Source organism: Exiguobacterium sp. BRG2 (assembly GCF_031844245.1).
GTDB lineage: Bacteria > Bacillota > Bacilli > Exiguobacteriales > Exiguobacteriaceae > Exiguobacterium_A.
This window is the reverse complement of record NZ_JAUZUW010000016.1, coordinates 1-25,429: the sequence shown is the minus strand read 5'-3', so window position 1 is coordinate 25,429 and position 25,429 is coordinate 1. Positions and strand designations below refer to the sequence as shown.

26 protein-coding genes are annotated in these 25,429 nt (G+C 47.7%); 1 reads left to right on the top strand and 25 read right to left on the bottom strand.

Features of this window, described 5'->3' with window-relative positions:
• Window positions 1-63 precede the first annotated feature (63 nt).
• From Q9R23_RS15250 to metG, 16 genes are all read right to left on the bottom strand, one after another.
• Window positions 64-336 carry an RNA-binding S4 domain-containing protein gene (locus Q9R23_RS15250; RefSeq protein WP_023466556.1) on the bottom strand — a complete coding sequence of 91 codons (273 nt, stop codon included), beginning with the start codon at window positions 334-336 and terminating at the stop codon, window positions 64-66.
• Window positions 333-1,763: a bifunctional methyltransferase/pyrophosphohydrolase YabN gene (gene yabN, locus Q9R23_RS15245; RefSeq protein WP_214856846.1), complete on the bottom strand. Its 1,431-nt coding sequence runs from the start codon at window positions 1,761-1,763 to the stop codon at window positions 333-335. Before yabN ends, Q9R23_RS15250 begins: the two co-directional genes overlap by 4 nt.
• The gene (locus tag Q9R23_RS15240) at window positions 1,760-3,307 is read right to left on the bottom strand and encodes a putative polysaccharide biosynthesis protein (RefSeq protein ID WP_311247385.1); all 1,548 of its coding nucleotides are present in this window, start codon (window positions 3,305-3,307) and stop codon (window positions 1,760-1,762) included. The genes yabN and Q9R23_RS15240 overlap by 4 nt, the downstream gene beginning before the upstream one ends.
• Window positions 3,304-6,819, bottom strand: a complete 3,516-nt coding sequence (gene mfd / locus Q9R23_RS15235) for a transcription-repair coupling factor (protein ID WP_311247384.1) — start codon at window positions 6,817-6,819, stop codon at window positions 3,304-3,306. Before mfd ends, Q9R23_RS15240 begins: the two co-directional genes overlap by 4 nt.
• A 57-nt stretch (window positions 6,820-6,876) precedes the next feature.
• Entirely contained in the window at window positions 6,877-7,434 is a 558-nt protein-coding gene (gene pth / locus Q9R23_RS15230) for an aminoacyl-tRNA hydrolase (protein ID WP_035413235.1), read from the bottom strand.
• Window positions 7,435-7,523: 89 nt separating this feature from the next.
• Window positions 7,524-8,480 carry a ribose-phosphate diphosphokinase gene (locus Q9R23_RS15225; protein WP_214856841.1) on the bottom strand — a complete coding sequence of 319 codons (957 nt, stop codon included), beginning with the start codon at window positions 8,478-8,480 and terminating at the stop codon, window positions 7,524-7,526.
• Between the two features lie 55 nt (window positions 8,481-8,535).
• Window positions 8,536-9,885, bottom strand: a complete 1,350-nt coding sequence (glmU, locus tag Q9R23_RS15220; RefSeq protein ID WP_311247383.1) for a bifunctional UDP-N-acetylglucosamine diphosphorylase/glucosamine-1-phosphate N-acetyltransferase GlmU — start codon at window positions 9,883-9,885, stop codon at window positions 8,536-8,538.
• Window positions 9,886-10,052: 167 nt separating this feature from the next.
• Window positions 10,053-10,364 carry a septation regulator SpoVG gene (spoVG, locus tag Q9R23_RS15215; RefSeq protein WP_214856839.1) on the bottom strand — a complete coding sequence of 104 codons (312 nt, stop codon included), beginning with the start codon at window positions 10,362-10,364 and terminating at the stop codon, window positions 10,053-10,055.
• A 158-nt stretch (window positions 10,365-10,522) separates the two neighbouring features.
• The gene (gene purR, locus Q9R23_RS15210) at window positions 10,523-11,362 is read right to left on the bottom strand and encodes a pur operon repressor (RefSeq protein ID WP_238238361.1); all 840 of its coding nucleotides are present in this window, start codon (window positions 11,360-11,362) and stop codon (window positions 10,523-10,525) included.
• Between the two features lie 69 nt (window positions 11,363-11,431).
• Window positions 11,432-12,292: a 4-(cytidine 5'-diphospho)-2-C-methyl-D-erythritol kinase gene (gene ispE / locus Q9R23_RS15205; protein WP_035413228.1), complete on the bottom strand. Its 861-nt coding sequence runs from the start codon at window positions 12,290-12,292 to the stop codon at window positions 11,432-11,434.
• Between the two features lie 95 nt (window positions 12,293-12,387).
• Complete coding sequence (locus tag Q9R23_RS15200) at window positions 12,388-12,627, bottom strand: Veg family protein (RefSeq protein WP_012368950.1); 240 nt, start codon at window positions 12,625-12,627, stop codon at window positions 12,388-12,390.
• Window positions 12,628-12,711: 84 nt separating this feature from the next.
• Window positions 12,712-13,590: a 16S rRNA (adenine(1518)-N(6)/adenine(1519)-N(6))-dimethyltransferase RsmA gene (gene rsmA / locus Q9R23_RS15195; protein ID WP_290755222.1), complete on the bottom strand. Its 879-nt coding sequence runs from the start codon at window positions 13,588-13,590 to the stop codon at window positions 12,712-12,714.
• Complete coding sequence (gene rnmV / locus Q9R23_RS15190; protein WP_035413223.1) at window positions 13,587-14,144, bottom strand: ribonuclease M5; 558 nt, start codon at window positions 14,142-14,144, stop codon at window positions 13,587-13,589. The genes rsmA and rnmV overlap by 4 nt, the downstream gene beginning before the upstream one ends.
• A 66-nt stretch (window positions 14,145-14,210) precedes the next feature.
• Window positions 14,211-15,479, bottom strand: a complete 1,269-nt coding sequence (locus Q9R23_RS15185; protein WP_311247390.1) for a ubiquitin-like domain-containing protein — start codon at window positions 15,477-15,479, stop codon at window positions 14,211-14,213.
• Window positions 15,479-16,246, bottom strand: coding sequence for a TatD family hydrolase (locus Q9R23_RS15180; protein ID WP_311247382.1), 768 nt, complete (start codon window positions 16,244-16,246; stop codon window positions 15,479-15,481). Before Q9R23_RS15180 ends, Q9R23_RS15185 begins: the two co-directional genes overlap by 1 nt.
• A 60-nt stretch (window positions 16,247-16,306) precedes the next feature.
• The gene (gene metG, locus Q9R23_RS15175; protein ID WP_311247381.1) at window positions 16,307-18,286 is read right to left on the bottom strand and encodes a methionine--tRNA ligase; all 1,980 of its coding nucleotides are present in this window, start codon (window positions 18,284-18,286) and stop codon (window positions 16,307-16,309) included.
• A 324-nt stretch (window positions 18,287-18,610) separates the two neighbouring features.
• Between metG and Q9R23_RS15170 the strand changes: the two genes are divergently transcribed.
• The gene (locus Q9R23_RS15170) at window positions 18,611-18,907 is read left to right on the top strand and encodes a transition state genes transcriptional regulator AbrB (RefSeq protein WP_023466531.1); all 297 of its coding nucleotides are present in this window, start codon (window positions 18,611-18,613) and stop codon (window positions 18,905-18,907) included.
• 35 nt (window positions 18,908-18,942) lie between these two features.
• Here Q9R23_RS15170 and rsmI read toward each other — a convergent pair whose 3' ends face one another.
• From rsmI to Q9R23_RS15125, 9 genes are read right to left on the bottom strand one after another with little or no spacing between them, the layout of a single operon-like run.
• Window positions 18,943-19,800, bottom strand: coding sequence for a 16S rRNA (cytidine(1402)-2'-O)-methyltransferase (gene rsmI, locus Q9R23_RS15165; RefSeq protein WP_311247380.1), 858 nt, complete (start codon window positions 19,798-19,800; stop codon window positions 18,943-18,945).
• Complete coding sequence (locus tag Q9R23_RS15160; protein WP_035413209.1) at window positions 19,797-20,051, bottom strand: GIY-YIG nuclease family protein; 255 nt, start codon at window positions 20,049-20,051, stop codon at window positions 19,797-19,799. The genes rsmI and Q9R23_RS15160 overlap by 4 nt, the downstream gene beginning before the upstream one ends.
• The gene (locus Q9R23_RS15155; RefSeq protein WP_056061982.1) at window positions 20,044-20,781 is read right to left on the bottom strand and encodes a tRNA1(Val) (adenine(37)-N6)-methyltransferase; all 738 of its coding nucleotides are present in this window, start codon (window positions 20,779-20,781) and stop codon (window positions 20,044-20,046) included. The genes Q9R23_RS15160 and Q9R23_RS15155 overlap by 8 nt, the downstream gene beginning before the upstream one ends.
• Before the next feature lie 51 nt (window positions 20,782-20,832).
• Window positions 20,833-21,183, bottom strand: a complete 351-nt coding sequence (gene yabA, locus Q9R23_RS15150) for a DNA replication initiation control protein YabA (RefSeq protein ID WP_119182633.1) — start codon at window positions 21,181-21,183, stop codon at window positions 20,833-20,835.
• An 8-nt stretch (window positions 21,184-21,191) separates the two neighbouring features.
• Window positions 21,192-22,022, bottom strand: coding sequence for a PSP1 domain-containing protein (locus Q9R23_RS15145; RefSeq protein ID WP_311247379.1), 831 nt, complete (start codon window positions 22,020-22,022; stop codon window positions 21,192-21,194).
• A 6-nt stretch (window positions 22,023-22,028) separates the two neighbouring features.
• Window positions 22,029-23,021, bottom strand: a complete 993-nt coding sequence (locus tag Q9R23_RS15140; protein ID WP_050677360.1) for a DNA polymerase — start codon at window positions 23,019-23,021, stop codon at window positions 22,029-22,031.
• Window positions 23,021-23,350, bottom strand: a complete 330-nt coding sequence (locus tag Q9R23_RS15135; RefSeq protein WP_023466519.1) for a cyclic-di-AMP receptor — start codon at window positions 23,348-23,350, stop codon at window positions 23,021-23,023. Before Q9R23_RS15135 ends, Q9R23_RS15140 begins: the two co-directional genes overlap by 1 nt.
• Window positions 23,347-23,985: a dTMP kinase gene (tmk, locus tag Q9R23_RS15130; protein WP_290755244.1), complete on the bottom strand. Its 639-nt coding sequence runs from the start codon at window positions 23,983-23,985 to the stop codon at window positions 23,347-23,349. The genes Q9R23_RS15135 and tmk overlap by 4 nt, the downstream gene beginning before the upstream one ends.
• The gene (locus Q9R23_RS15125; protein WP_311247378.1) at window positions 23,982-25,400 is read right to left on the bottom strand and encodes an aminotransferase class I/II-fold pyridoxal phosphate-dependent enzyme; all 1,419 of its coding nucleotides are present in this window, start codon (window positions 25,398-25,400) and stop codon (window positions 23,982-23,984) included. The genes tmk and Q9R23_RS15125 overlap by 4 nt, the downstream gene beginning before the upstream one ends.
• Window positions 25,401-25,429 lie beyond the last annotated feature (29 nt).

Here is a 25,429-nt window from a genome sequence, read left to right as displayed (position 1 = left end):
ATCCCTCCTCTTTCTGAGTGGTCATCCCTGACACTCTTTAGTATACTTCCTTTTTCCGGTAAATTACATCGATTCTTCGGAATTCACCTTTTCTTCACGGATGATTTCATACATATCTGATGCTTCTTCTTTTTTCGCATGTTCTTTAATGCTTGAAATCGCAACTGTCACGATCTTATTTCCGAACCGAATCGTCATCTCATCACCTGCTGCTACCGTGCTACTTGCTTTCGCTACATTACCATTGATCGTAATCCGACCTTGATCGGCGACTTCTTTCGCAAGCGTCCGTCGTTTAATCAGACGCGATACTTTTAAAAATTTATCAAGTCTCATGACTGTTCCTCCTGCTTCGCTTGATGCCAGAGTGAATCTTGCTCTTCAAGCGTCATCTCAACGAGCGGTCGATCCGCTAGTTGTTCCATCCGTGTAAAACGGCGAATAAATTTATCATTCGTTCGTTGTAATCCTTCTTCTGCCGATAGACCGAGGTATTTTCCGACGAGTGTTATCGAGAACAGGACGTCTCCAAATTCTCCGAGTCGTTCTTCTGGGGCTGCTTCTTTCAATTCACGTAACTCTTCGATCACTTTTTCAAGTGCCCCCTCGACATCTTCCCACTCGAAACCGACTTTCGCCACTTTCTTTTGAATGTCTTCTGCGCGCATCAAAGCAGGTGCTCCTTTTGTCACACCATCAAGCAAAGAAGTCCGCTCCGGTTTTTCTTGTGCTTTGATGTCTTGCCAGTTCGAAACGACGTCTGCTGAAGAATCAACAGTCGTTTCCCCGAAGACATGCGGATGGCGACGAATCATCTTATCACTGACGCTTCCAATGACGTCCCGAATATCAAAATACCCTTCATCTAGACCAATTTGTGCATGGAGCATGACCTGTAAGAGGACATCTCCTAGCTCTTCTATCATTAAGTTATCGTCCTGAAGGTCGATTGCTTCCAGTAATTCGTAAGATTCTTCGATTAAATGTCGTTTTAAGGACTCATGTGTCTGCTCTTGATCCCACGGACAACCACCTTCACCGCGTAAACGAGCGATAATCTCTTTTAAGGTCGCGAAGTCACGATTCAACGTCTGCTCATCCGTAACCGGTGGTACATAGACCGTCGTTAAGTTACTGAGCGTCGTCACATGATCGAGTTCATACAACGGTACGTTTTGGACGGTTTGCTGACTCGTACCTGCTGCAGTGACAAGAGTGACGAGATGTTCGTCCGGATAACGTTCCATCAACTGGACTTTTAAGTCGCCAGCGACAAGCGCGTCATAGACTTGCCCAATCAGTAGATGTTGACGAATCTGTGCTTCATCGACGGCAAATGCCGTTGCATCAAGTAACTGGAATCCTTCAATCGGATCCACACCAAGTGCAGCGAACATCGGATCGAGAAAACTTTGTCCCCCTACGACATCGACATTGTCTGTCCGTTGCAACAACTGTTGCACGGTACTCTCAGCGACTAATGGATGTCCTGGAACGGCATAGATGATATCCGTCGTTTCAGAAAGACGAAGCAATTCCTCGACGATTTCTGTATATACGTCCTCAAACCGACTATGTCGTTCGTAAACTGAGTCAAATGATGTAAAGTTCATTCCCTCTGCTGCAAGTTCTGAAACGACTGGATGATCCACTGTCCGCAAATAAATAGGTTGTGTCGTGTTTTTTAGTAATCGATAGATGCCAAATGGCAATTGTTCGAGTTCGCCGACGCCAAGACCGACGATCGTAATTCGGTGTGTCATATGCTCCTCCTACATTGGTACATCTGATATAACTTATCTCCTAAAGGCAATAACGCCCACTCTTGTTCTGATAAGGCACGAAAGCGTAACGCCATACTGCCATAAATGATGGCACCACCGACGACAAGAACGCCGACTTCGAGTGCCGCACCGATTCGTGTCTCAAGCTCAAACAGCTGGAAAAACGTCTCGATCAGATACAGAAACACACCCATGGTAAGCACAGGTAAGACCAGTCTTCGATAAAAGGCGTTTCCTGCTGATACACGACCGAACTTCCGGTTCAATAAAATCCATTGTGCTGCCGCCATGACGGCAAAACCGCCAAATGTCGCCATACCCGCCCCGATCATACCATATCGGGGAATGAAATAGAGGTTCAGAATAAGCTTCGCCCCTAATCCGATAAGAACACCGATGAGCGCATATTTTTCAGCATCAACCGACTGGAGACAAGAGACGATCATCATCGCGATCGATGCGGCAAATGCCGTCGCCGCGAGCCAAATCAATCCCGCTGTTCCTTGATCATTTTGATATAACGCAATATTGAGCGGACGCATCACACCCATTAGTCCGATTGTCGCTGCAGCGGCAATCAATAAACCGGAACGGAGTAATGTCTCGAGTTGTTGACGCACCATCTGTGGATCGTGTTTCCGGTATGCGGTCGACAAGGCTGGCACACTTGCAAGACTCATCGACGTCGCAAACAGAATCGCGAATTGCAGTAACGGATACCCACGGTCGAGTATTCCTTTTTCGATTTTTGTCTCCGTCGTATTGCCAAGTAGATTGACGAACGTTAATCCATCAATCAATTGCATCAGCAACAAGGCAAGTGACGCGATACTAACCGCTACACCGCTTGTCACGAGCACTTTTCCGACACGTCTTATATGAATACTCGAAAATACCGGACGACCGATTTTTCCTTTCGCAAAGCGTAACAAGACGAATAACGAAACGATGCTGCCGCCAATCGCCGTTAAATGAGCGCTCGCACCAATCCAGTAGGGGTCCGCTTGCATCGAGACACCGATATACGTCACAAGCAACAATAGTCCGACACGGACGGCATTTTCAGAGACTTGGGATACAGCCGTCGGTCGCATCTCAAGATCTGCTTGGAACATTCCTCGTAGAACAGCAATCACGGGTAGTAAATAAAACGTACATGTTACCGCACGCAGGGGCACAACCAGTTTTGCATCCCCGAACCACCCAGCGAGCGTCGGGGCGATCCACCATCCGAGCAGACCGAAAAAGACGGTCATGGCAAGTAAGACATAAAAAATCGACCAGAGAACTTCTCGTTTCTCATCCGGGTGGTGAAGCGTCAACTTCGCCACGATGACAGGCAGCGCATAAATGCCGAGCGCTGCCGCAATCGCAAATAATGGATAGACGGTCTGGTAGACGTACAACCCGAAATCACCAGCGAGGTTCTGATACGGAATCCGGTAAAAGAAGCTGAGCAATTTTGAGATATAACTAGAGATCGCAAGCAGTGCTGCGCCTTGCGCAATCGTTCGTCTATTCATCGCGCAACGAGCCGGCGATCAAGTTCCGCCAATAATTGTTCTGCCTGCATCGTCATCTGTTGCGTCGACTGTTTGTTGCGGTTGAGGGTTAAGACGAGTTTCTGCTCTTGTTGTCCCATTCCAAGACCACGTCCCAGTGGGACAGTCCATTTAACGAAGTCCGCCACGTCAAGCTGCTGTGTTGCTTGAAGCGACAAAACGATCTCGATTTTCGGATCGGTTTGTTTGACACGCTCGACACGCGCCCGTTCCGCGAAAATCCGCATCCGTGTCAATTGGATCAAACGCGCGACCTCATCCGGAAACTCACCGAATCGTTCAAGCATTTCCGTTTCGAGCTGCTCGAGACTATCGACAGTATCGACATATTTCAAGCGTTTGTAGAACTCGATTTTCAGTTCGGAGTCTGTCATGTAGTGCGATGGAATATAGGCATCAAGGCTGAATGTGAACTCAGGAACGAATTTCTGGATGCGTTTTTTACCTTTCATCCGTTCTTTCCGCTCCTCGACTGCTTCTGCAAGCATCTGCGAATAGAGATCGAAACCAACAGAATCGATGAATCCAGATTGTTGCGAACCGAGTAAGTTCCCGGCACCGCGAATCGACAAGTCACGCATTGCGATTTTAAAACCGCTCCCGAGCTCCGTGAACTCCTTGATCGCCTGCAGACGACTTTCTGCCACTTCCGTCAATCGTTTTTGTGGACGGTACGTAAAGTACGAGTAGGCAACGCGACTTGAACGACCGACACGACCACGTAATTGATAAAGCTGTGATAAGCCCATTTGATCGGCGTCATGAACGATCAACGTATTGACATTCGGGATATCAATCCCCGTCTCAATGATCGTCGTACTGACAAGGACGTCGGCATCTCCTTCGAAGAAGGCGATTAGCTGACTTTCGAGTTCGGTTTCCGTCATTCGACCGTGAGCCGTGACAATTCGTGCTTCCGGTACGAGGGCGCGAATCTCTTCTGCCTTTCGCTCGATGCCCTCGACACGGTTGTAGAGGAAGAATGCTTGTCCACCACGTCCGAGTTCCCGTTCGAGTGCTTCCCGCATGACGATTCCGTCGTATTCCATGACGTATGTCTGAACCGGATAACGGTTTTCCGGTGGTGTCTCAAGGACGGAGAGATCACGGATTCCGATCATCGACATGTGCAATGTCCGCGGAATCGGTGTCGCTGTCAACGTCAAGACATCGACGTTTGTCTTCAACTGTTTCAGACGTTCTTTGTGTTTAACACCGAATCGTTGCTCTTCATCAATGATCAACAATCCGATATCAGCGAATTGGACGTCTTTCGACAGCACACGGTGTGTTCCGACAACGACATCGATTGTTCCCTCTTTTAACCCTTGTTTCGTTGCCTTCAATTCTGCCGGCGAACGGAACCGGCTCATGACCGACACTCGAATCGGCCATTCACTGAATCGTTCAAGCATCGTTTCGTAGTGTTGTTGTGCAAGGACGGTCGTCGGTACGAGCAACGCCACTTGTTTTCCAGACATGACTGCTTTAAAGGCTGCACGAATCGCAACTTCTGTTTTCCCGTATCCGACGTCGCCACATAATAGACGATCCATCGGACGCGGACGTTCCATATCCTTCTTGATCTCAGCGATCGATCGCAATTGATCGACCGTTTCCTCATACGGGAACGAAGCCTCGAATGCTTGCATGTTATCGTCATCCTCTGGGAACGCAAAACCGACGGCAGCCTCGCGAGCCGCATAAAGCTTGATTAACTCGTCAGCGATATCCTCGACCGATTTTTGGACCTTCGCTTTGACCTTTTTCCATTCCGTTCCACCGAGTTTATAGATCTTCGGCTCTTTTCCTTCAGCGCCGACGTACTTTTGAATCAAGTCGATCTGATCGACAGGAACATACAACGAGTCCTCTCCCGCGTAAACGAGATGGAGATAATCCTGATGATTACCGGCTACATCAATCGTCTTGATTCCATGGTACCGCCCAATCCCGTGATGAATATGGACGACGTAATCGCCTGTCTTCAATTCTTGGTAACTCTTGATCCGTTCAGCGTTCGTCAGCTTCGTCGTTTGCTTCCGGCGACGCGCCGGTTGCTTGAAGACCTCTTCTTCCGTGATGACGACGAGACGCGCATTCGTCATCTCGAATCCACCATGGATTCCGCCGATCAGAATCGCGGGTTGACCACGAGTGATGCCTTCTTTTGTTACGATCGAGGCTTCAACCCCATAATCGGATAACGTCTGGCGCATCCGCTCGGCACGTTCTCGGTTGCTCGCTAAGAAGACCATCCACATGTCAGCGCGACGATATCGCTCGACTTCTTGCTTCAGGCGTTCCATCTGACCATGGAACGGCGCAATCGGTTTGATGCTGAAATGGATTGCCGCACTTTCCGGTACACCGCTCCGACGAGTCGGAAGGAGCGAGAGGTACAACAAGGGTTGTCCTTCAAAGACATGTGTCATCGGAACGGACAGGACGTAATCACTGACGCTTTGTCCGCGTTCGATGAGCGACGCCATCCATTCTGCTTCCTCTGCATCCTGGACTTCTGCCGCTTCTTCAACCCGCGCGACTTCATCGACGATCAAGACGCTGCCCGTCACGTCTTGACGTAACGTCGACGTGTAGAGGATTGGTGCATACTTCGCGAACTGTTTCGGACGATCGCCGTTTTCTAACAACTCGACGTCGTAAGCGACCCCCTCTTCGAGTGCCGCGAGGACTTCCGTACTTTGGACGCGCTCTTTCGTCACCTCATAAAGACGACGGACTTTTTCGCCAGCCTCCTTTAACTGATCATTGGTCGCGAAGTGTTCGGCTGCTGGCATCAAACATGCTTCTGCGACGACGCCAAGCGAACGCTGGGTCTCCGCATCGAATGTATAGATCGAGTCGACTTCCTCGTCGAATAGATCGAGCCGGTATGGGCGTTCGACCGTAAGCGGATAAATATCGATGATACTCCCGCGAACGGCAAACTCACCTGGTGTCGTCACAGTCGCTGTCCGTTCGTACCCCGCATCGACTAAATCTTGGACGAAGTCCGGAATCGATAAGATGTCGCCCGGCTTCACCTGTTTGACGTGTGACAAGAACGTCTCTGCATCCGGAACATATCGACGTAAACCGACGAGCGGAATGATCAAAATTCCGTCGTCCGTCGTCAGTAAACGATGACGAGTCTCAATCCGCGTCGCCCGCAGTTCTGGACTTGCGCCATAAGAAAGTTCTGCTGCTAACGTCTCATCGACCGGATAGAGCATGACGTCTTCTTCCGGTACGAGTTCAATCAAATCATCGTACAGTTTTTGTGCTTGGAACATATTATGTGTCACGAGTACGAATCGACGTTTCGTCTCCTGATAAATCCCGGCTACGAACAATGCCTTTCCACTGTTCATCAGACCGGTGATCAACTGAGCGTTGACACCGTCCCGGAAACGTTCCCGAACCGTCTTGATTTCAGGAATCGCTAGTAAGAGTTCTTGTAATTGTTTCATCTTCTTCCTCCTAAAACACGACAGCAAAAACGCTTTGGAACCCCCAAAGCGTTGCGTTCAGTTATACCGATTCATCAAAGCGAGAAACGGGGTGTCTATAAAGTCCGTCGCTACATCGACAGACGCATTGAGTACGTGTTGCAGACTTCCTTGTTCCGCCTTCGAAAAATTCATTAACACCCAGTCGATGACTTGGATGGGTGCCGGTGGTCGACCAACACCGAGTTTAAGACGCTTGATTTCCTGCGTACCGAGGTGCTGGATCAACGACTTGACGCCGTTATGACCGCCTGCACTGCCTTTCGAACGCAAGCGCAATTTCTCAAGTGGTAAATCCAGATCATCATAGATGACGAGCACATCCTCGACCGCGATCTTATAGAAATCAAGTAACGGTCGTACCGCTTCACCTGATAAATTCATATACGTCAATGGCTTGACGAGCACGACACGTTCTCCATTTATCATTCCCGTTCCGAAGAGGGCTTTAAACTTCGATTCTGAAAGCGTGATCCCGTGTTTCTCCGCTAAGGCATCGATCGCAAGAAAACCGATGTTGTGGCGCGTATTCGCATACTTCGCGCCAGGATTCCCTAATCCGACGATACATTTCATACCGATTCCTCATTTCTGTTTAAAAAAGTAAACGAACAAGGGGTCCGATTTCAATAAACCGGACCACATCGTTCGTATGCATCAAGCAATCAGCTGAAGAGCGGGCTGATTGATTTCTGTTCGTGTACACGGATGATTGCTTCTGCAAGCAAGCGTGCCACAGAGATTTGTTTGATTTTGCTTGCACATTCGCGTTTTGTTAAATCGATCGTGTTCAAGACAACGAGTTCTTCGATCGCTGAGTTCTCGATCCGTTCCATTGCCGGACCTGAAAGAACTGGGTGTGTACAACATGCATAGACTTGTTTCGCTCCGTTTTCGATCAAAGCGTTCGCTGCAAGTGTGATCGTACCCGCTGTATCGATGATGTCATCGATGATGATGGCAATCTTGCCATCGACTTGACCAACGATGTTCATGACTTCTGCGACGTTCGGTTTCGGACGGCGTTTGTCGATGATCGCGATTGGTGCTTTTAATTGCTCTGCTAATTTACGTGCCCGTGTGACACCGCCATGGTCTGGAGAAACGATGACGAGTTCGTTTGGATCGATGTTCTTTTTCTCGAAGTATGAAGCGAGAAGCGGTACACCCATCAATTGATCTACTGGAATATCGAAGAACCCTTGGATTTGTGCTGCATGGAGATCCATCGTCACGACGCGTGTCGCCCCTGCTACTTCAAGCAAGTTCGCAACGAGTTTCGCCGTGATTGGCTCACGTGAACGTGCTTTGCGATCTTGACGCGCATAACCGTAATACGGAATGACGACGTTGATCGTCCGTGCAGACGCCCGTTTCAGTGCATCGATCATGATGAGAAGTTCCATCAGGTTTTCGTTGACTGGTTGGCTTGTCGATTGAACGATGTAAATATCATCCCCTCGGACACTTTCTTCGATGTTCATCGAAATTTCGCCATCACTGAAGTGTTTGACTGAACTTTCGCTCACCGGGATTCCGATGACTTTAGCGATTTCCTCTGCCAGTGGTTTGTTCGAGTTGAGTGCGAAAATACGAATTTCATGTTCTAAGACAGTAGACATGTGTAGGTGGCCTCCATTTGTTTGGGTTTAGACGAGTAGAGCGACAAGTAATGAATTAACGATAATCGGGTTTCGTCGTTTGACGTTCCCGTGCGATCGCGAGACCGTTTTCCGGCACATCGTCTGTGACGGTTGATCCGGCAGCAACAAGGGCATTCTTGCCGACCGTGACCGGTGCAATCAAGTTGACGTTACAGCCGATGAAGGCATCGTCCTCAATGATCGTCTGGAATTTATTTTTTCCATCATAGTTGACCGTGATCGATCCACAACCGAGGTTGACGTTCTCTCCGATTGTTGCATCTCCGACATAGCTCAAGTGGGCTGATTTACTACCTTCGCCAAATGTTGATTTCTTGATCTCAACGAAGTTTCCGACGCGTGTGTTCGCACCGAGAACCGCTTGTTGACGTAAATGCGCAAATGGACCGACTTGTGCCGCTGGACCAATCTTACTATCCGTGACGACGGATTGACGAACAATGGCGCCATCTGCCACTTCAGTGTTACGGATATCCGAGTTCGGACCAATCGTACATTCTGAACCAATGACCGTCTGACCGAGCAACTGCGTACCAGGATAGAGAACAGTATCTGAACCAATCGTGACGTCTGGTCCGATGTACGTCGAAGACGGATCAACGAATGTGACACCTTGACGCATCCAGTACTCATTCGTTCGTTTACGCATCGACGTTTCTGCTTGTGCAAGTGCGACGCGGTCATTGACACCAATCGTCTCTTCGAACGTAGGTGCCGCATACGCTGCGATCGTCTCGCCTGCTGCCTTTGCAATCTCAATCACGTCTGGTAAGTAATACTCACCTTGCGCATTATCGTTCTTAACCTGCTTCAGCGTCGCGAACAACATCTCATTATCGAATACATACGTACCGGTATTGATTTCACGAATCGCGAGCTCTTCTGCATTCGCATCCTTATGCTCGACGATTTTCGAGACGTTTCCGTCTTCGCCACGAACGATACGTCCGTAACCTGTCGGATCGTCAGCGAGTGCCGTCAAGACGGTCACTTTTGCGTTTGTCTCCGCATGGTGTTGTAACAATGAAGCCAGTGTGTCACTCGTCAAGAGTGGTGTATCGCCACAGACGACGAGCGTTGCTCCCTGTTCGTTCCCGAGTACGGGTTCTGCCATTTGAACAGCATGTCCTGTGCCAAGCTGCTCACTTTGAAGTGCGTATTCCACCGATGTGCCAAGCACTTCTTTGACGGATTCCGCACCGTGACCGACGATGACGACCTGTCGCTTGACGCCGAGCGTCGCTAATTGATCGACGACGTGCTGTACCATAGGTTTCCCAGCGACTGGGTGAAGTACTTTGTAAAGCTTCGATTTCATCCGAGTTCCTTTACCCGCTGCTAGAATTACCGCGAAATGATTCATCCTTGTCGCTCCTCCACGTAAATTAGTGTTGATTTCGTTCTGAAATAGTACACTCGTTCCAACTATAACGAAAATAGCATCGTTATTCAATGATGGGTCGAAGCTGAATCGATGAAAAATCGAGAAAAAAGACAGGTTTTCCCAAGAAGAGAAAACCTGTCTTTTTCTTATGCTTGATCTGCCGTTTGGGCAGAAGAGACTTCGTAACCGATGCCTTCTTCTTGATCCTCACGTGCCGCATAGGCTTCGAGTACTGAATCTTCGACCTTTTTTCGCATTAATGCATTGATTGGATGAGCGACATCCCGGAAGATACCTTCTTGCGTTCGTTTGCTTGGCATGGCGACGAAGAGACCACTGTTCCCTTCGATGACACGCAAATCATGTACCACGAATTCGTGGTCGAGCGTAATAGAGGCAAGTGCTTTCATTCGACCCTCTGCTACGACGCGACGAATTTTAACGTTCGTAACGTTCATTTTGTCCGCACCCCTTTAACCGTTGTCACAACTCTTCGTTGTCTACTTCTACTTACGGCTTAAAACAAACAAAGGTTTAGTCTTTCCCAATCTTTTTACGCATAATTTCCAAAAGTTTGATAATTACAGTATAGTTACAATCCATGCGGCTGTCAATTTCAGGTAGTCTCAGTTTCTGAGAAATAGTGGTCGACGTTTCCACGCTTAACTTGGATTTGACCAAGATCGACGTCGACGTCCGCTAATTTCATTAAGCTGACGTATTCGTTGACCATCTTCTTCTCAGCACCCTCTGCCTCGATTAAAACACCAACACCTGCGACCTTTGCTTCAAACTCGCTTAAGAGACTCATCATTCCGCGAATCGTTCCGCCGGCTTTCATGAAGTCATCAATTAATAAGACATTCGCTCCACGTGGTAAGCTTCGACGCGCGAGTGCCATCGTCCGGATCGCTTTTGAAGAACCCGAGACATAGTTGATGCTGACCGTTGATCCTTCCGTAACGCGACTATCTGAACGCACGATGACGAACGGTACACCAAGTTGCTCAGCGACTGCATAAGCAAGTGGAATCCCCTTCGTTGCGATCGTCATGACGACATCGACTTTCTTTTGGCTAAAGACAGATGCAAACACTTGTCCCATTTGTTTGACCATCTTCGGATCTCCAAGTAAGTCCGTCAAATAAAGGTATCCCCCCGGTAACAGTCGGTCTGGACGAGCGACACGTTCACATAGATCATCGATGAACGGTAACGCCTTCTTACTGCTCCACGTCGGAATGAACATGACGCCACCCGCAGCACCAGGTACTGTAACGAGACGACCTGTTCCCTCATGTTCTAACATCTCGCTGACGATATCTAAATCTTCACTGATCGACGATTTCGCCGATTTATAACGTTCTGCAAAAATCGTCAATGAGACGAGATGATGGGGATGGTCAAGCAAGTACCGCGTCATGTCGACCAATCGACCACTTCTCCGAATTTTCATTTGTTTCGTTCCACCTCTCCGTAATTCCGAATATTCAATAGTGAATATATCATTTTCATACGGATATTATCAATGGTTTTCGCCTAAAAGACGAACGACGTAGACTTCGTTACAAAAGCCGCGTAATCCATTATAGAGACGCTGTGCCCGATTTTCATGCTCCGTTAGAGCAAAAACCGTCGGACCACTTCCGCTCATTAAGACGCCTTCTGCGCCACAACTTGCCATGAATTCCTTAATTTGCTCGACTTCTGGGTGCATCGGCAACGTGACCGCTTCGAGTACATTACCGAGTGATTGGCAGATGGCTTGGAAATCTTGCGCCTTCACCGCATCAATCATTGCTTCGACGTTCGGACGTTTTGCCGTGTTCAAGTCGAGGGCACCATAGACGTCAGCTGTTGAAACACCGATCGTCGGTTTGGCAAGAACAACCCAGCATGGGGGTGGTGAGACAAGTTTTTCTAGCTTCTCTCCGCGACCCGTTGCAATCGCTGTTCCACCCATGACACAAAACGGGACGTCAGAGCCCACTGCTGCGCCGACTTCCGCCAACTCTTCAAGCGTCAAACCGAGTTGCCACAACTCATTTAATCCGCGTAACGTCGCTGCCGCGTCACTGGATCCACCAGCGAGTCCGGCTGCAACTGGAATGTGTTTCTCTAAGAAGATTTCTACCCCTGTCTTGACGTCGTATTTTTCTTTTAAGATCGCTGCTGCTTTATACGCAAGATTACGTTCGTCGTTCGGAACGTAAGCGTGCTGGGCATTCATTCGAATTTCTCCTGACGGCAGCTCCGTCAATTCTAGACGGTCTGCCAAATCGACTGTCGTCATCACCATATGTACATCGTGATAGCCGTCCGGGCGCTTTGCCGTCGCATCTAGGACTAGGTTGATCTTGGCCGGAGCCTTTACAATAATCGTCATCGTGCCGTTCCTCCTCTAGTTCGTTTCCTGTAGGAATTGTATCAACCTTTCCACAAAAAAAGAAGCGAACATTTTGTCCGCTTCGGAAGGTAAGTTTACGAATTCGCAAATTCGATTTGTACGGAGTCTGTTAGCACGTCGGCGTAGCTATAAGAAACTCGCTCGACATTGTGGCGCTCTGCGTCTAGCTTGACTACAAACACCGAAGGATACGTCTCAACGAGCGTTCCGATTCGGGTTACGACCTTTTTACGACCGCCGCTTGCTTTTAGCGTCAGTCTTTCACCAACATGTGTTTCGAAAACATGTCTGATTTCGTTCAACGTCTTTGGCATACGCTTCACCTCACTAATATTTATTATAGCATATTAAATAAATATTAGAAAGGGGAAATATTATATCTGTTCTACTCGTATCCGTCAACGTTTTTTAATTGGCAAAAGTGCATCCGCTAACTGTGCGAATTCCTTCAGGCTGAGCGTTTCTCCGCGACGACGCGGTTCGATTCCAGCTTCTAATAACGCCGCTTCGACCGCCGCTTTTTCCGTTTTCCCGAAGTGTGTCGTCAAGTTGTTTAAAATCGTTTTCCGACGTTGTGCAAAACTTGCTCGGACGATTTCAAAGAAGAGTGCCTCATCCTGTGTCTGTACCGCTGGCTCTTTTCGAATGTTCAAACGGATGACTGCTGAATCGACATTTGGTGCCGGAATGAAGACTTGTTTTGGGACCGTGAAGCAGACTTCAGCTTCCGCATAGTATTGAATCGCAATCGATAGAGACCCATATGCTTTCGTGCCTGGTTTTGCACCGATTCGTTCAGCGACTTCCTTTTGAATCATCATGACGAGCGTCCGAAACGGTGCTTTCGCTTCAAGGATCCGCATGATAATCGGTGTCGTGACATAATACGGGAGGTTCGCGACAACGGCAATGTCGGTGATGCCTTCTTGCGTGAATTCTTCAGCAACGATCGTCGAAAGATCGAGTTCAAGAGCATCACCGTGAATGACCTTCGTATGGGGATATGGTGCAAGTGTATCATCAAGAATCGGTAACAATCGTTGATCGATTTCAAGAGCAACGACTTTTTTCGCCTGTTTCGCCGATTGTTCCGTCAATGAGCCGATTCCTGGTCCGATCTCGAGTACGCCACTCTCAGGCGTTAATCCAGCTGCTCCGACGATGTTTCCTAATACATTTAAATCGATTAAAAAGTTTTGCCCTAACGATTTTTTAAACGAAAAGCCATGTTTCGCTAAAATTTCTTTCGTCCGGTGCAATGTAGCAATGTCTTTCAAACTTCTTCCTCCTCTAATTGTTTCAACGCTGCTTCCCATTCCGCCAGCGTGATCCGGATCGATGCGACACGTTTGACGAGTTGTTTGGCATTCGGTTCACCAATCGCAAGAATCTGACCGAGACGACGACGACGGATCGAGGCTGCTGGTCCACCAATCAAATCAGCTGCCAGAATCATCTCACGTGTCACTTCGGCAACCGGTGCTTCTTCCGTCTCATAGACAGCAGCGAGCGCCTCTTCGATTGCGGCAGGTGAAGCATGTTCAACACCAATTTTACCGCGCTTATCTTTTGCTTGAGCACGCGGAAGATAGGCATGTTTACAGCCTGGTACACGTTCATTGATTCGGGCACGGATACGATCTCCTGGAAAATCAGGATCCGTGAAAATGATGACACCGCGTCGTTCGAGGGCCTTCTCAATGCGTTGCATCGTCTGTTCATTAACGGCTGAACCGTTCGTTTCAATTGTATCGACATCAAAGACTTCTTGTAATCGTGTCGTATCATCTCGTCCTTCGACGACGATGACTTCTTTTAAGCGTTTCCGCATGATCTCTCCACCTTCTTCAAACACTCTCGTAATTGTACCTGTTTCCACGAAAAAAACAAGGAAGCGTCACGTGTCCGCTTCCGTTGCACTAGGAATGACCCAGACTTGCAGTTGTTTTCGACCGAACGTCTTTGCTTTTTGTTCACCATCGACTAAAATATCAATCTTATTGCCTTTAATGGCACCACCTGTATCGAGAGCGATCGCAAGACCAACCCCTTCGACGTAGACCTTCGTGCCAAGCGGAATGACCTTCGGATCAACCGCGATAATCGGCAAACCTTGATAGGTGATCGTATCGGTCACGTCATACCCGGTCGCTGTCAAGGCACGACCATTGTACAAACGACTGCCGTTCGAAGCTGGGTCGTTCGTATACGCCGTCGCTTCGACAATCAAGCTCTTCGCACTCTCAAAATCAAGATCCGCATCGGCTTTCGGTGTTTCAGTTAGCGGATTAGTCGCTTGTTTTTCGTTGAAGACGGGCGCTTCGATTGGTGTCTCAATCGGTTTTGTCCCGACTTTGACGACTTGTTTGATCGGCGTCCGTGTCACTTGGTCATCGATCAGTTTTTTCTCTTTACTAAGACCGTCAGCTAACGTCAATTGATACTTTTTCGTTCGGACACCCGGACGACCTGATGTCGTCACCAGTTGCTCGCCTTCCGGTAAGGTCGGATCCTCGACTTCTTCGATCTCAAACGGAACGAGTTGATCCTGTGTCAACGTCGCACGACGTGTCGTGTTGACCGTAATCAACGTCCCTTCCGTCACGCGGGTATCGGGATTTGGAGCGACCCGATCTTCCTTTTGAAGACGGATTCCTTCCCGTTCTAACAATTCGCGGACCGTCGTTTCATACGTGTAGAGTTGTCGGGCTTTTCCCCCGACGACGAGATCAACGGGAAAAGCTTCGCGGTACCGTACCGTCATACCACTCGTCAATACAGCGTCAGAAGACGGATAGATATCATCCGTGTCGGCTTTCTTGATACCGCGTTCTGCAAGTAGATCCTTTACTTGACGCGCCTGCGTCCGGACGCGACGGGACTCACCGTAGCCCATGATCAATGTGATTTCTTTTGCCCGCTGAATGACGATTAATCGTTTTTTCGGCAGGTCGGCACTAAGAGCCGGTTCAATCACATCATTGTCACGCGTCGTAATGCCGGCTTCTTTGAGAACGCCATAAACGGAATCAGCCGTTGTCTTCACCTGCTGCTCTTGTCCATCAATCAAAACAGTCACGGTTTGTGGATGATCCATCATCCCATAGACGAGTGCAGCCGCAAGTAGCAGGCTGCACCCAATTGTAATGAACGTCAACGAACGCATCATAGCAAACGGAAGACCCGTTTTGCATTTTCCGTCGTTGCTGCTTCCACATCGGCATACATCATGCCACGGAGCTGCGCAATTTCTTCAGCGACGAATCGAACGTAAGCCGGCTCGTTGCGTTTACCGCGGTGTGGTGTTGGTGTCAGATATGGACAGTCCGTCTCAACGAGTAAACGATCGAGCGGTACTTCCTGTGCAACACGTTTTGGCATTTTCGCGTTTTTGAACGTAACAGGTCCGCCAAGTGAAATATAGAAGTTCATCGCTAGGCAACGCGGTAACAATTCAGCACTCATACTGTAGCTATGCAAAATACCACCGACTTCTTTTGCATCCTCTTCTTCGAGAATACGTAACGTATCTTCTGTCGCTTCCCGGTTATGGATGACGATTGGTTTTTTCTTCTGCTTCGCGAGACGGATCTGTTTGCGGAAAGCTTCCTGTTGGACGTCTTTCGGTGACGTATCCCAGTGGTAGTCGAGTCCGATTTCTCCAAGCGCAACGACTTTTTCATGATCCATCAATCGTTCGACCTTTTGATAGGCTTCCTCATCAAAATCAATCGAGTCGACGGGATGCCATCCGATGACAGCATAAAGATCATCGTACGCTTCGACGAGTTCCATCGCGCGGTCGATTGTCTTATGATCAAATCCGACGACGATCATCGGTGAAACGCCGTTTGCACGTGCCCGCTCGATCGTTTCATGAACGTCTTCCGCGAATTGATCTGCATTCAAGTGAGTGTGTGTATCGATTAACATATCTTATTCGACTCCTTCTTTAAAAAAATGCCTGTGACATGAAGTCCACAGGCATCGGTTTTATTTTACGCTTGCGCCGTTTGCCATCGTTGATGGGACCGTCGCGAGTTCAAGTTTTCCTGCTTTTTCAGCAGCAAGGACCATTCCTTGGGAGAGTTCGCCACGTAACGTGACCGGTTTTAAGTTCGCTACGACGATGACCTTACGTCCGACTAAGTCTTCCGGCTCATACCACTGCGCGATACCAGAGACGATTTGGCGTGTTTCTTTGCCCATATCGACTTGTAACTTCAGTAGTTTTTTCGCCTTCTTGATCTTTTCAGCCGTCACGACTTCACCGACACGTAACTCGATTTGATCAAAGACATCGATCGTCGTTTCCGGACGAATGTCTTCATCCTCCTCTTCGACTTCCTCTTCCTCCACACGTGCTGCAGAAGCTTGATGCATCATGTCGACGATTGCTTCGACCTCTTCTTTGACATCGAGACGTGGGAAAATCGGTGTCGCTGTACCAACTTTTGTTCCTGGTGTGATGTCTGCGAATTTCTCGAGCGCTGCCCAGTCCATTGCTTGTCCGGAGAGACCAAGTTGCGCGAAGATCTCTTTTGGTGAACGCGTCATGAACGGTTGCAACATGATCGCCACGTGACGTAAGACGCCGACGAGATGCACCATGACCGAACCGAGTTCCGCCGTTTTGGATTCGTCTTTTGCAAGAACCCACGGTTGTGTCTCATCGATGTATTTATTGGCACGGCTGATTAATTGCCAAATGTTCGATAGCACGACAGAGAATTCCATGTGTTCCATCGATGCTTCGACTTTCGTGACCGTTTCTCTTGCAAGATCCGAGAGTGTCGCATCAAACGGTGTCACATTGCCTGTATAGGCTGGGATCTCACCGTCAAAGTATTTCGTGACCATCGCGATCGTTCGGTTGAGTAAGTTCCCAAGGTCGTTTGCTAAATCGTAGTTCATCCGCTCAACGAATGCTTCAGGTGTGAACATACCATCTGAACCGAATGGAACTTCGCGTAACAAGTAATAACGAAGGGCGTCAAGACCGTAACGATCCGTCAATGGGATCGGATCAACGACGTTCCCTTTTGATTTCGACATTTTTCCGTCTTTCATCAACAACCAACCGTGTGCGAAGACTTTCTTCGGTAATGGGAGATCAAGTGCCATCAAGAGTGCCGGCCAAATGATCGTGTGGAAACGAACGATTTCTTTTCCGACGAGATGAACATCTGCTGGCCAGTACTTATCGAAATTACCATGATCGTCCGTACCATAACCGAGTGACGAGATATAGTTCGTCAACGCATCGATCCAGACGTAGACGACGTGCTTCGGATTCGATGGGACTTGTACACCCCAGTTGAATGTCGTCCGTGAGACCGCTAAGTCTTGGAGACCCGGTTTAATGAAGTTATTGATCATTTCGTGTTTACGTGATTCTGGCAAGATAAATGACGGATTCGCTTCAAAGTACTCAAGCAGACGGTCCGCGTACTTGCTGATCCGGAAGAAGTAACATTCTTCGCGAACGAGTTCGACTGGGTGTCCACTATCGGGGCTCTTTCCGTCGACGAGTTGTGATTCCGTATAGTACGTCTCATCCGGAATCGAATACCAACCTTCGTATTCACCTAGGTAGATATCGCCTGATTCAAGAAGTGTCTCGAACACTTTTTCGACGACTTTCTTGTGACGTGGTTCCGTCGTCCGGATATAATCATCGTACGAGATGTCGAGACGATCCCATAAGACTTTAATCTGCTCGACGACACCATCGACGAATGCCTGTTCCGAAATACCTGCTTCTGCTGCTTTTTCCTGGATCTTTTGACCGTGCTCATCGCTACCTGTCAAATACCGGACGTCGAATCCTTGAAGTCGTTTGTACCGTGCCATTGCATCTCCAGCCACCGTCGTGTACGCGTGACCGATATGTAGTTTTGCACTTGGATAATAAATCGGGGTCGTGATATAAAATGTCTTTGCCATGTTATTCCTCCGTTCTCTTATTTCCATCTTCATTATAGGCTATTATACGCTGTTACGGGACTGATGTCGAAATTCACTTTTTGTCGAATCGAAACATTTTTTGACATCAGACATCAAATTACAAAAAAACACACTCTATAGTTTCATTTCCTTTAAAAAGGGAAAATATATTAATAAATCGTTTCAAATATGGGTTTTTTGAGAAATAAATGACATTTTGATTTCAAGCTAATCAGATTGGTTGACTACTTTTGGAAAGTCTAGTATTCTACATTCTATAGAAACGATGTCGAATTTTGACGATTTTTCAAAAGAAAAAGAGATCCATGACATCAAAGGAGGAACAACAAAATGAAATCAACAGGTATTGTACGTAAAGTAGACGAGCTCGGTCGTGTCGTAATTCCAATCGAATTACGCCGTACACTTCAAATCGCAGAAAAGGATGCCCTCGAGATCTATGTCGACAACGAACAGATCATCCTTAAAAAATATAAACCAAACATGACTTGCCAAGTGACAGGTGAAGTATCAGAAGATAACTTCAAATTGGCTGATGGTAAATTGATTCTTTCACCAGATGGCGCACAACGCGTTCTCGTTGAATTAAAAGATTTCCTCGATCGTCATTACGCAAGCAACGAATAAACAAAAAAGGAAGCTCCTTAACGGGGCTTCTTTTTTTAATCTGCTTCGTGAAACGCGAGGTACAATTGCTGACGATCCAGTCCTCGTTCTTTTGCGACACGCTTCAACGCTGCATTCGGTTTTTCGCCCTCTTCGATATACCGACGGATTTGCTCGAGGGGATCACTGTCTTGAATGACGGCATCCGGTCGTTCTTCGTTTGATCCTTCGACAAGGACGACGAACTCACCTCGAACGTCTTCTGCTGCCCAAGCGCGTAATTCACTCACACTTCCACGAATATACTCTTCATACCGTTTCGTTAGTTCTCGGGCTAACGTCACCTGGCGATCACCAAGTACTTCTTCGATCCCTTGCAACATCTCTTTTAATCGATGCGGTGCTTCATAAAAGATGAGTGTTCCTGATTCGTATTTCAATTGCTCTAACGCTTCGCGGCGTTCTTTTTTCTTTCGTGGCAAAAAACCATAATACAAAAAGCGTTCTGTCGACAGACCGGACGCGACAAGGGCTGTCAATGCAGCGTTCGCACCCGGAAGAACGATGACAGGAATATCTGCTGCGATCGCTTGGCGGATCAAATCGCTTCCCGGGTCCGAAATACCGGGCATCCCGGCGTCGGAGACGAGGGCAATTTGCTTTCCCGCCTCTAAATCAGCGAGTAGTCGTTCGCCACTTGTTTGTTTATTATGTTCATGGTAACTGACCAGCTTTGTCTCAATCGTAAAATGCCGAAACAGTTTCATCGTCTGCCGGGTATCTTCTGCTGCGACGATATCAGATTCCTGTAAGATCCGGACGGCTCGATAGGTCATGTCTTCTAAATTGCCGATTGGTGTCGGGACGATATAGAGACCGGCTCCTTGCTGTTGATAGCTACTTGTCGCTTTCATGAGGTTCCTCCTTGAATCAAACGCTCTTTCTGTGAACGTGTCAATTGTTTAATCGCGTATTCCCGCTTCATCGCTTCTGATTTTGTCGCGAAAATTTCCTCATGAACGAGGACGACCGGCAGACGGGCACGTGTATACTTCGCCCCCTTGCCTGCATTATGTGTTGCGATGCGTTGCGTGACGTCTACCGCGTAACCCGTATAATACGTATCATCTTGGCAACGAACGATATAGACTGCATGCTCAGACATCGAACAGTTCCTTCATCTGAGCCGCATACGAGTTATCCGCTTCATAAACGATGAACGGGGAAAGAACCTTCAGTCCAGGTTTTGCATCCTTGATCCCCTCGATCAAAAGCATGTTCGCTTCCTTCCCTGCCTTCGGATAAATCAACTGCATCCGTTTCGGTTCCAAGCGGTATGTTCGCATCAAAGTGACGATATCGAGCAGTCGTTCCGGTCGATGGACGAACGCTGCCTTTCCGCCTTGTTTTAACAAATCAGATGCACCACGAATACAGTCTTCAAGTGTACAGAGGACTTCATGCCTTGCGATCGTATAATGTTCACTTTGGTTTTGGTTTGATGTCTCGTTGGCTAAAAAATAAGGCGGATTACAGGTGACAGCATCATAGATGCCGTATCCAAGACGTGCCCCCGCCTCTTTGACGTCACCATCAATCATCTCAATCTGGTCGTTCAGCTCATTCAAGTTAATGCTACGTCGTGCCATCTCCGCTAGTCGCGGCTGAATTTCAAGACCCGTGATTTGCCCTTTCGTCCGGTAGGATAAAAAGAGTGGGATCGCACCGTTCCCAGAGCAAAGATCGGCAATCCGCCCCTGTTGAATTGGAACCCATGCAAATCGTGCGAGCAATGCCGCATCGAGTGAATAGGAGAAGACGGATGGACTTTGAATGATCTTCCCTTCTTGTCCTAAGAGATAATCAAGTCGTTCGTCTGGTAATAGTTCAAACATGTCGTGCCTTCCTTTCCGAAAAAAAGACTGACTCATGTAGAAGTCAGCCTCTCAATGTTTCGTTAACATGGATAAGCAGAAGAGACAATCGCCGTCTTTTCGCACTTGTCCATAATGCAAGTTACAGATGTGGAACCCTTCCTGGTACAATCGTCCGAGATTGTCATAGCCCGCACCAACGCCTGCTTCCGCTTCTTCCGCTTCCGTGACCGGCTGTTGTTCATCGCGTTCGACTTTTTCCCGAAGATGATGATTCTCCAGATACAGATGTTGGTTCTCTTCCATCATGTAAGCCAGCTGATCCTTTAACACGCTCAGATGCTCAGTCAGCAAATGAATCTGTTGCTCAATCGCATCGACACGCGTAATGATTTCTTTTTTATCGACTCTCTCCACGCGTATGCACCCCGTTATTCTTTTGGTCGTTTTGGTTTTACGGCACCAACGGATAATAGTTTTTCCATCGAATACGTCAAGACGCGGGAACGATCCTTCAGTTCAATTTGAACGACTTGATCGAGGATGTTCAAGCCAACGACGCGTCCTTCGCCTTCAGGTACCGTCAAACGTTTTCCATAGTCCGGCAAGTCACGGCGCATCTCTTCATACGTATCGTTCTCATATTTTAGACAGCACATTAAACGACCACACACCCCTGAAATCTTCGTCGGATTCAACGACAGGTTTTGATCTTTTGCCATCTTGATCGAGACCGGTTCGAACTCACCAAGGAAAGATGAACAACATAAGACACGACCACATGGACCAATGCCTCCAAGTAACTTCGCTTCATCTCGAACACCGATTTGACGGAGTTCGATGCGTGTCCGGAAAACAGCCGCTAAATCTTTAACGAGCTCACGGAAGTCAACACGTCCTTCTGCCGTGAAGTAGAAGATGACCTTATTGCGGTCAAACGTGTACTCGACATCGACCAATTTCATATCGAGTTTATGTTCACGGATTTTTTCGACACATACCGCATGCGCATCAAGCGCTGCGACTTTATTTTCGCGGACGATCATTGCATCTTTATCGTCAGCAATTCGAAGAATGGATTTCAGTGGCAACACCACATCTTCTTCGTCCATTTGTTTATCGGCGATGACCACTTCGCCATATTCAATGCCCCGTACCGTCTCAACGATGACTGCTTGTCCTCGTGATAATGACTCTTGTCCAGGTGCAAAATAATAAATTTTGCCCGCTTCTTTAAAGCGAACGCCTACTACTTCTAGCATGTCGCTCTACCCTTTCTGTAAGTCAAACATGAGACGCTCAACTGTTAATTGGGGATTAACATTCGCTTCGACCCGTCGGACTGCGGCAAGCACAGCTTGTAACCAGCGGGTGATCGTCGTCTGGCTCTTGGACCCCATCTGTTCAAGTTGGGGTTTACTATTCGTATAGGTCATACCTTCCCACGCCGGATTCAGTTTCAGGCGTAAGACATCTTCGAAGAAACAAGTGACGAGTTCAAGACCAATTCGGACATCCTGACGGTTCTTGAATTGTCCCATCCATTTCTCTTGTACGAACAGTGGTAAATCAGCCGGACGATTCGCTAATTCCTCCATCAATTGTAACACTGACGCTCGCGCATTTACAAACCAGTCTTCGAGTAATGCTTCTTCTGCATCCTCGACTTTTGGATAGACACGCGCTGCCAGTTGCGTCAACTCGTGGTCCCGTCCCGTTTTTTCAGATAAAACCTCGCCAATCATTTGACGATCCGCTGGACGAAAACTTAATAACTGTCCCCGCGATCGAATCGTAGGTAAAAGGAGTTGAGGTTGATTCGTCAACAATAAGGCCACTTTTCCTTCTCCTGGTTCCTCAAAGAACTTCAGCAAACTGTTCGCTGCTTGGGGAGTCATCTTATGGGACTGTGTAATGACATAAATCTGACGATCGCCTTCAAGTCCTCGGAGTGAGAGATCATGCATCAATTGTTGAATCTGTTCTTTTTTGATGGTCGCGCCATCTGGTTCGATTTCATAATAATCGACCAAGTTACCACTTTCCATCCGCCGACAGCTACGACAGACACCACATGGCTCCACATCGACCGGGGCCTCACAAAAAAGGCTTTTCGCGAACAAGTGAGCCGCTTCAAGTAGAAGCGGCTCATAGTCTCCAGTGAAGATATAAGCGTGATTGATTCGATCGTTTCGTAACGAATTTTGAAGAATCGTCGAAATGACCGATTGTGTCTGTTCCAGTTCATGAAACGTCTGCATTAGAATTGGTGAAACCCTTCGATTGGCAAGACGAAGACCGTTGCCCCGCCTACCTGGACTTCAACAGGGTACGGGATATAAGAATCGGCATGACCACCCATTGGTGAGATTGGAGAAACCATCTGTTCACGACTCGAACAATTCTTTTTGATCAATCGTAACAGATCATCGAGACGCTCACTCTGTACACCAATCATGAACGTCGTGTTTCCCTCTTTAAGAAAACCACCTGTCGTTGCTAGTTTCGTTGCTCGGAAATCATGCTCGACAAGCGCTTCCGCCAAACGTAAGCTGTCTTTATCTTGAACAATCGTAATGACCATTTTCATGAGAATCTCTCCTTTTCTTCTAAATACGTAATGACATCTTCCACTAAGTCCTGATGAATCACTTCAATCGATCGATTGGCTTGTACAATCTGTACCCGTTCTGGGTCCGATGCCGCAATCTGTTTGAAACCATTATAGACACGGGCACGAAACGCATCATCTCGCTGCTCGATTCGATCAAGTGCTCCCCGGTCCATCATTCGTTTTTTAGAATCCGTTACCGTTAAATCAAATAAATACGTCCGGTCTGGCGCTAATCCACCTGTTGCAGAATCATTAATATGACGCACGAGATCAATCGGATGTCCAAGCCCATATCCTTGATAGGCAAGTGAGGCATCAACGAATCGGTCACATAAGATGATTGTGCCTGCCTCTAACGCCGGTCGAATCAATTCTTCGACATGCTGGGCACGAGACGCTGCATACAGCAGAATTTCCGTCATCTCTTTCATTTCTTCAAAATCAGGATTTAAAATCAATGAACGAATTTCGTTCCCAACGCGTGTGCCACCTGGCTCACGGGTCATCATGACATTATAGCCCTTTTCTTTTAACACATCATTAAGCAATTGTAGTTGTGTCGTTTTCCCGGCACCATCCGGTCCTTCGACAGTAATGAACGTACCTTTCATCTTTCAAACCCTTCCTCTATGACGCGTAACGCTCCTTGTTGCAATTGTTCGCCCCCTTGCAAATGAACGGCTACGGTTTGATAATGTCGTAAACGTAGTACCTGTTCCGCCGTAATGCGTTCGCCTCTGACGATCAACGGAATGCCTGGCGGGTACGGAATAATGGTTTCGAGTGAAACATGACCGATACACTCATCCAGCTGACGGAACGTACCTGTTGCTTGTTCTAACTGTTCATAAGAACAAGCTAAAGCAGATACCTGTATTTTACCCATAATTGGTTGCTCGATATACCTTTTCAAAGGAATTCCTTCTGATTTCATCATTTGAATAGCGCGTTCGACACGATGAACCCAGTCATCCTGCTCAGACTTTGCTAGCGGACGAAGTGGCAAAATACAGACGACGTGATCTCCTAGAGCAAATTCCGCATCGAGTTGAACAGCTCGTAACGCGTGCAACAACGCATCTCCTGAATATCCCTCATACGTTAATGTCATCCGTGACCAATCATCGAAGCGAAGGACGGTCATATGATCGAACCGTTGAAGTGATTCGATAAACGCATCGTGACTAACCTGAATATTTGACATACCTTCAACTGTCCATTGTTCACGATAGGAACGGGCATAGTCTAATGAAGCCAGTAACAAATACGAAGGACTTGAGGTTTGAAACGCTTGGAGCGCTCGCTGTAACTTTCTTCTCATCTTTTCCGAAAATCGCTCGTGCATCCATGCTCCCATCGTCAGTGCAGGAAGCGTTTTATGGGCAGACTGGACAACAGCGGTTGCTCCTAATTCAAATGCAGAACGAACACCAAATGCTTTACCGAAGTGTGCACCGTGTGCTTCATCCACTAATAAAGGGAGTCCGTGCGACGTCGTGAGCTGAACGAGTGACGTGATATCAGCCACTTCTCCGTAATATGTCGGTGAAGTGATAAACACGCCAACTCCTCCTGGATATTTCGTAAACGCTTCCTTTAATGTTTCACGTGAAACATGTCCACTGATTCCCGTTTCCTCATGGATGTCTGGTTCAAGAAAGATCGGTTCGATCCCAAGCCATTCTAACGCATTGAACACCGATTTATGGGAATTACGCTGTACATAAACACGATCTCCTCTTGTTGCTGTAGCGGCAAGCATCGCCCAGTTCCCAACGGTCGAACCATTCACAAGGAAATAACTCGCTTTTGCACCGTAGACTTTTTGCAACAAAGCTATCGCGTCTGCAATGGCCTCTTCCGGATGATGAAAATCATCTAGACCAGGTAATTCTGTGACGTCCCATTTAAAGAAGTCAGGAAGAGGTGTCAATGTTCCATTCTTATGACCAGGAACATGCCATGAGATGGGCGTTCGATCTAAATGGCGTTGAAGTGCATGTACAATAGGAAGTTCGTGTTTCATGAAAAAACTCCTTTTCCTCTAAAATGATT

What these genes read in the sequence shown, in the direction of transcription:
- Q9R23_RS15250 (WP_023466556.1), bottom strand. Translation starts at nt 336, where the DNA reads ATGAGACTTGATAAATTTTTAAAAGTATCGCGTCTGATTAAACGACGG.
- yabN (WP_214856846.1), bottom strand. Translation starts at nt 1,763, where the DNA reads ATGACACACCGAATTACGATCGTCGGTCTTGGCGTCGGCGAACTCGAA.
- Q9R23_RS15240 (WP_311247385.1), bottom strand. Translation starts at nt 3,307, where the DNA reads ATGAATAGACGAACGATTGCGCAAGGCGCAGCACTGCTTGCGATCTCT.
- mfd (WP_311247384.1), bottom strand. Translation starts at nt 6,819, where the DNA reads ATGAAACAATTACAAGAACTCTTACTAGCGATTCCTGAAATCAAGACG.
- pth (WP_035413235.1), bottom strand. Translation starts at nt 7,434, where the DNA reads ATGAAATGTATCGTCGGATTAGGGAATCCTGGCGCGAAGTATGCGAAT.
- Q9R23_RS15225 (WP_214856841.1), bottom strand. Translation starts at nt 8,480, where the DNA reads ATGTCTACTGTCTTAGAACATGAAATTCGTATTTTCGCACTCAACTCG.
- glmU (WP_311247383.1), bottom strand. Translation starts at nt 9,885, where the DNA reads ATGAATCATTTCGCGGTAATTCTAGCAGCGGGTAAAGGAACTCGGATG.
- spoVG (WP_214856839.1), bottom strand. Translation starts at nt 10,364, where the DNA reads ATGAACGTTACGAACGTTAAAATTCGTCGCGTCGTAGCAGAGGGTCGA.
- purR (WP_238238361.1), bottom strand. Translation starts at nt 11,362, where the DNA reads ATGAAAATTCGGAGAAGTGGTCGATTGGTCGACATGACGCGGTACTTG.
- ispE (WP_035413228.1), bottom strand. Translation starts at nt 12,292, where the DNA reads ATGACGATTATTGTAAAGGCTCCGGCCAAGATCAACCTAGTCCTAGAT.
- Q9R23_RS15200 (WP_012368950.1), bottom strand. Translation starts at nt 12,627, where the DNA reads ATGCCAAAGACGTTGAACGAAATCAGACATGTTTTCGAAACACATGTT.
- rnmV (WP_035413223.1), bottom strand. Translation starts at nt 14,144, where the DNA reads ATGCGGAAACGCTTAAAAGAAGTCATCGTCGTCGAAGGACGAGATGAT.
- Q9R23_RS15185 (WP_311247390.1), bottom strand. Translation starts at nt 15,479, where the DNA reads ATGCGTTCGTTGACGTTCATTACAATTGGGTGCAGCCTGCTACTTGCG.
- Q9R23_RS15180 (WP_311247382.1), bottom strand. Translation starts at nt 16,246, where the DNA reads ATGTTAATCGATACACACACTCACTTGAATGCAGATCAATTCGCGGAA.
- metG (WP_311247381.1), bottom strand. Translation starts at nt 18,286, where the DNA reads ATGGAAATAAGAGAACGGAGGAATAACATGGCAAAGACATTTTATATC.
- Q9R23_RS15170 (WP_023466531.1), top strand. Translation starts at nt 18,611, where the DNA reads ATGAAATCAACAGGTATTGTACGTAAAGTAGACGAGCTCGGTCGTGTC.
- rsmI (WP_311247380.1), bottom strand. Translation starts at nt 19,800, where the DNA reads ATGAAAGCGACAAGTAGCTATCAACAGCAAGGAGCCGGTCTCTATATC.
- Q9R23_RS15160 (WP_035413209.1), bottom strand. Translation starts at nt 20,051, where the DNA reads ATGTCTGAGCATGCAGTCTATATCGTTCGTTGCCAAGATGATACGTAT.
- Q9R23_RS15155 (WP_056061982.1), bottom strand. Translation starts at nt 20,781, where the DNA reads ATGTTTGAACTATTACCAGACGAACGACTTGATTATCTCTTAGGACAA.
- Q9R23_RS15145 (WP_311247379.1), bottom strand. Translation starts at nt 22,022, where the DNA reads ATGCTAGAAGTAGTAGGCGTTCGCTTTAAAGAAGCGGGCAAAATTTAT.
- Q9R23_RS15140 (WP_050677360.1), bottom strand. Translation starts at nt 23,021, where the DNA reads ATGCAGACGTTTCATGAACTGGAACAGACACAATCGGTCATTTCGACG.
- Q9R23_RS15135 (WP_023466519.1), bottom strand. Translation starts at nt 23,350, where the DNA reads ATGAAAATGGTCATTACGATTGTTCAAGATAAAGACAGCTTACGTTTG.
- tmk (WP_290755244.1), bottom strand. Translation starts at nt 23,985, where the DNA reads ATGAAAGGTACGTTCATTACTGTCGAAGGACCGGATGGTGCCGGGAAA.
- Q9R23_RS15125 (WP_311247378.1), bottom strand. Translation starts at nt 25,400, where the DNA reads ATGAAACACGAACTTCCTATTGTACATGCACTTCAACGCCATTTAGAT.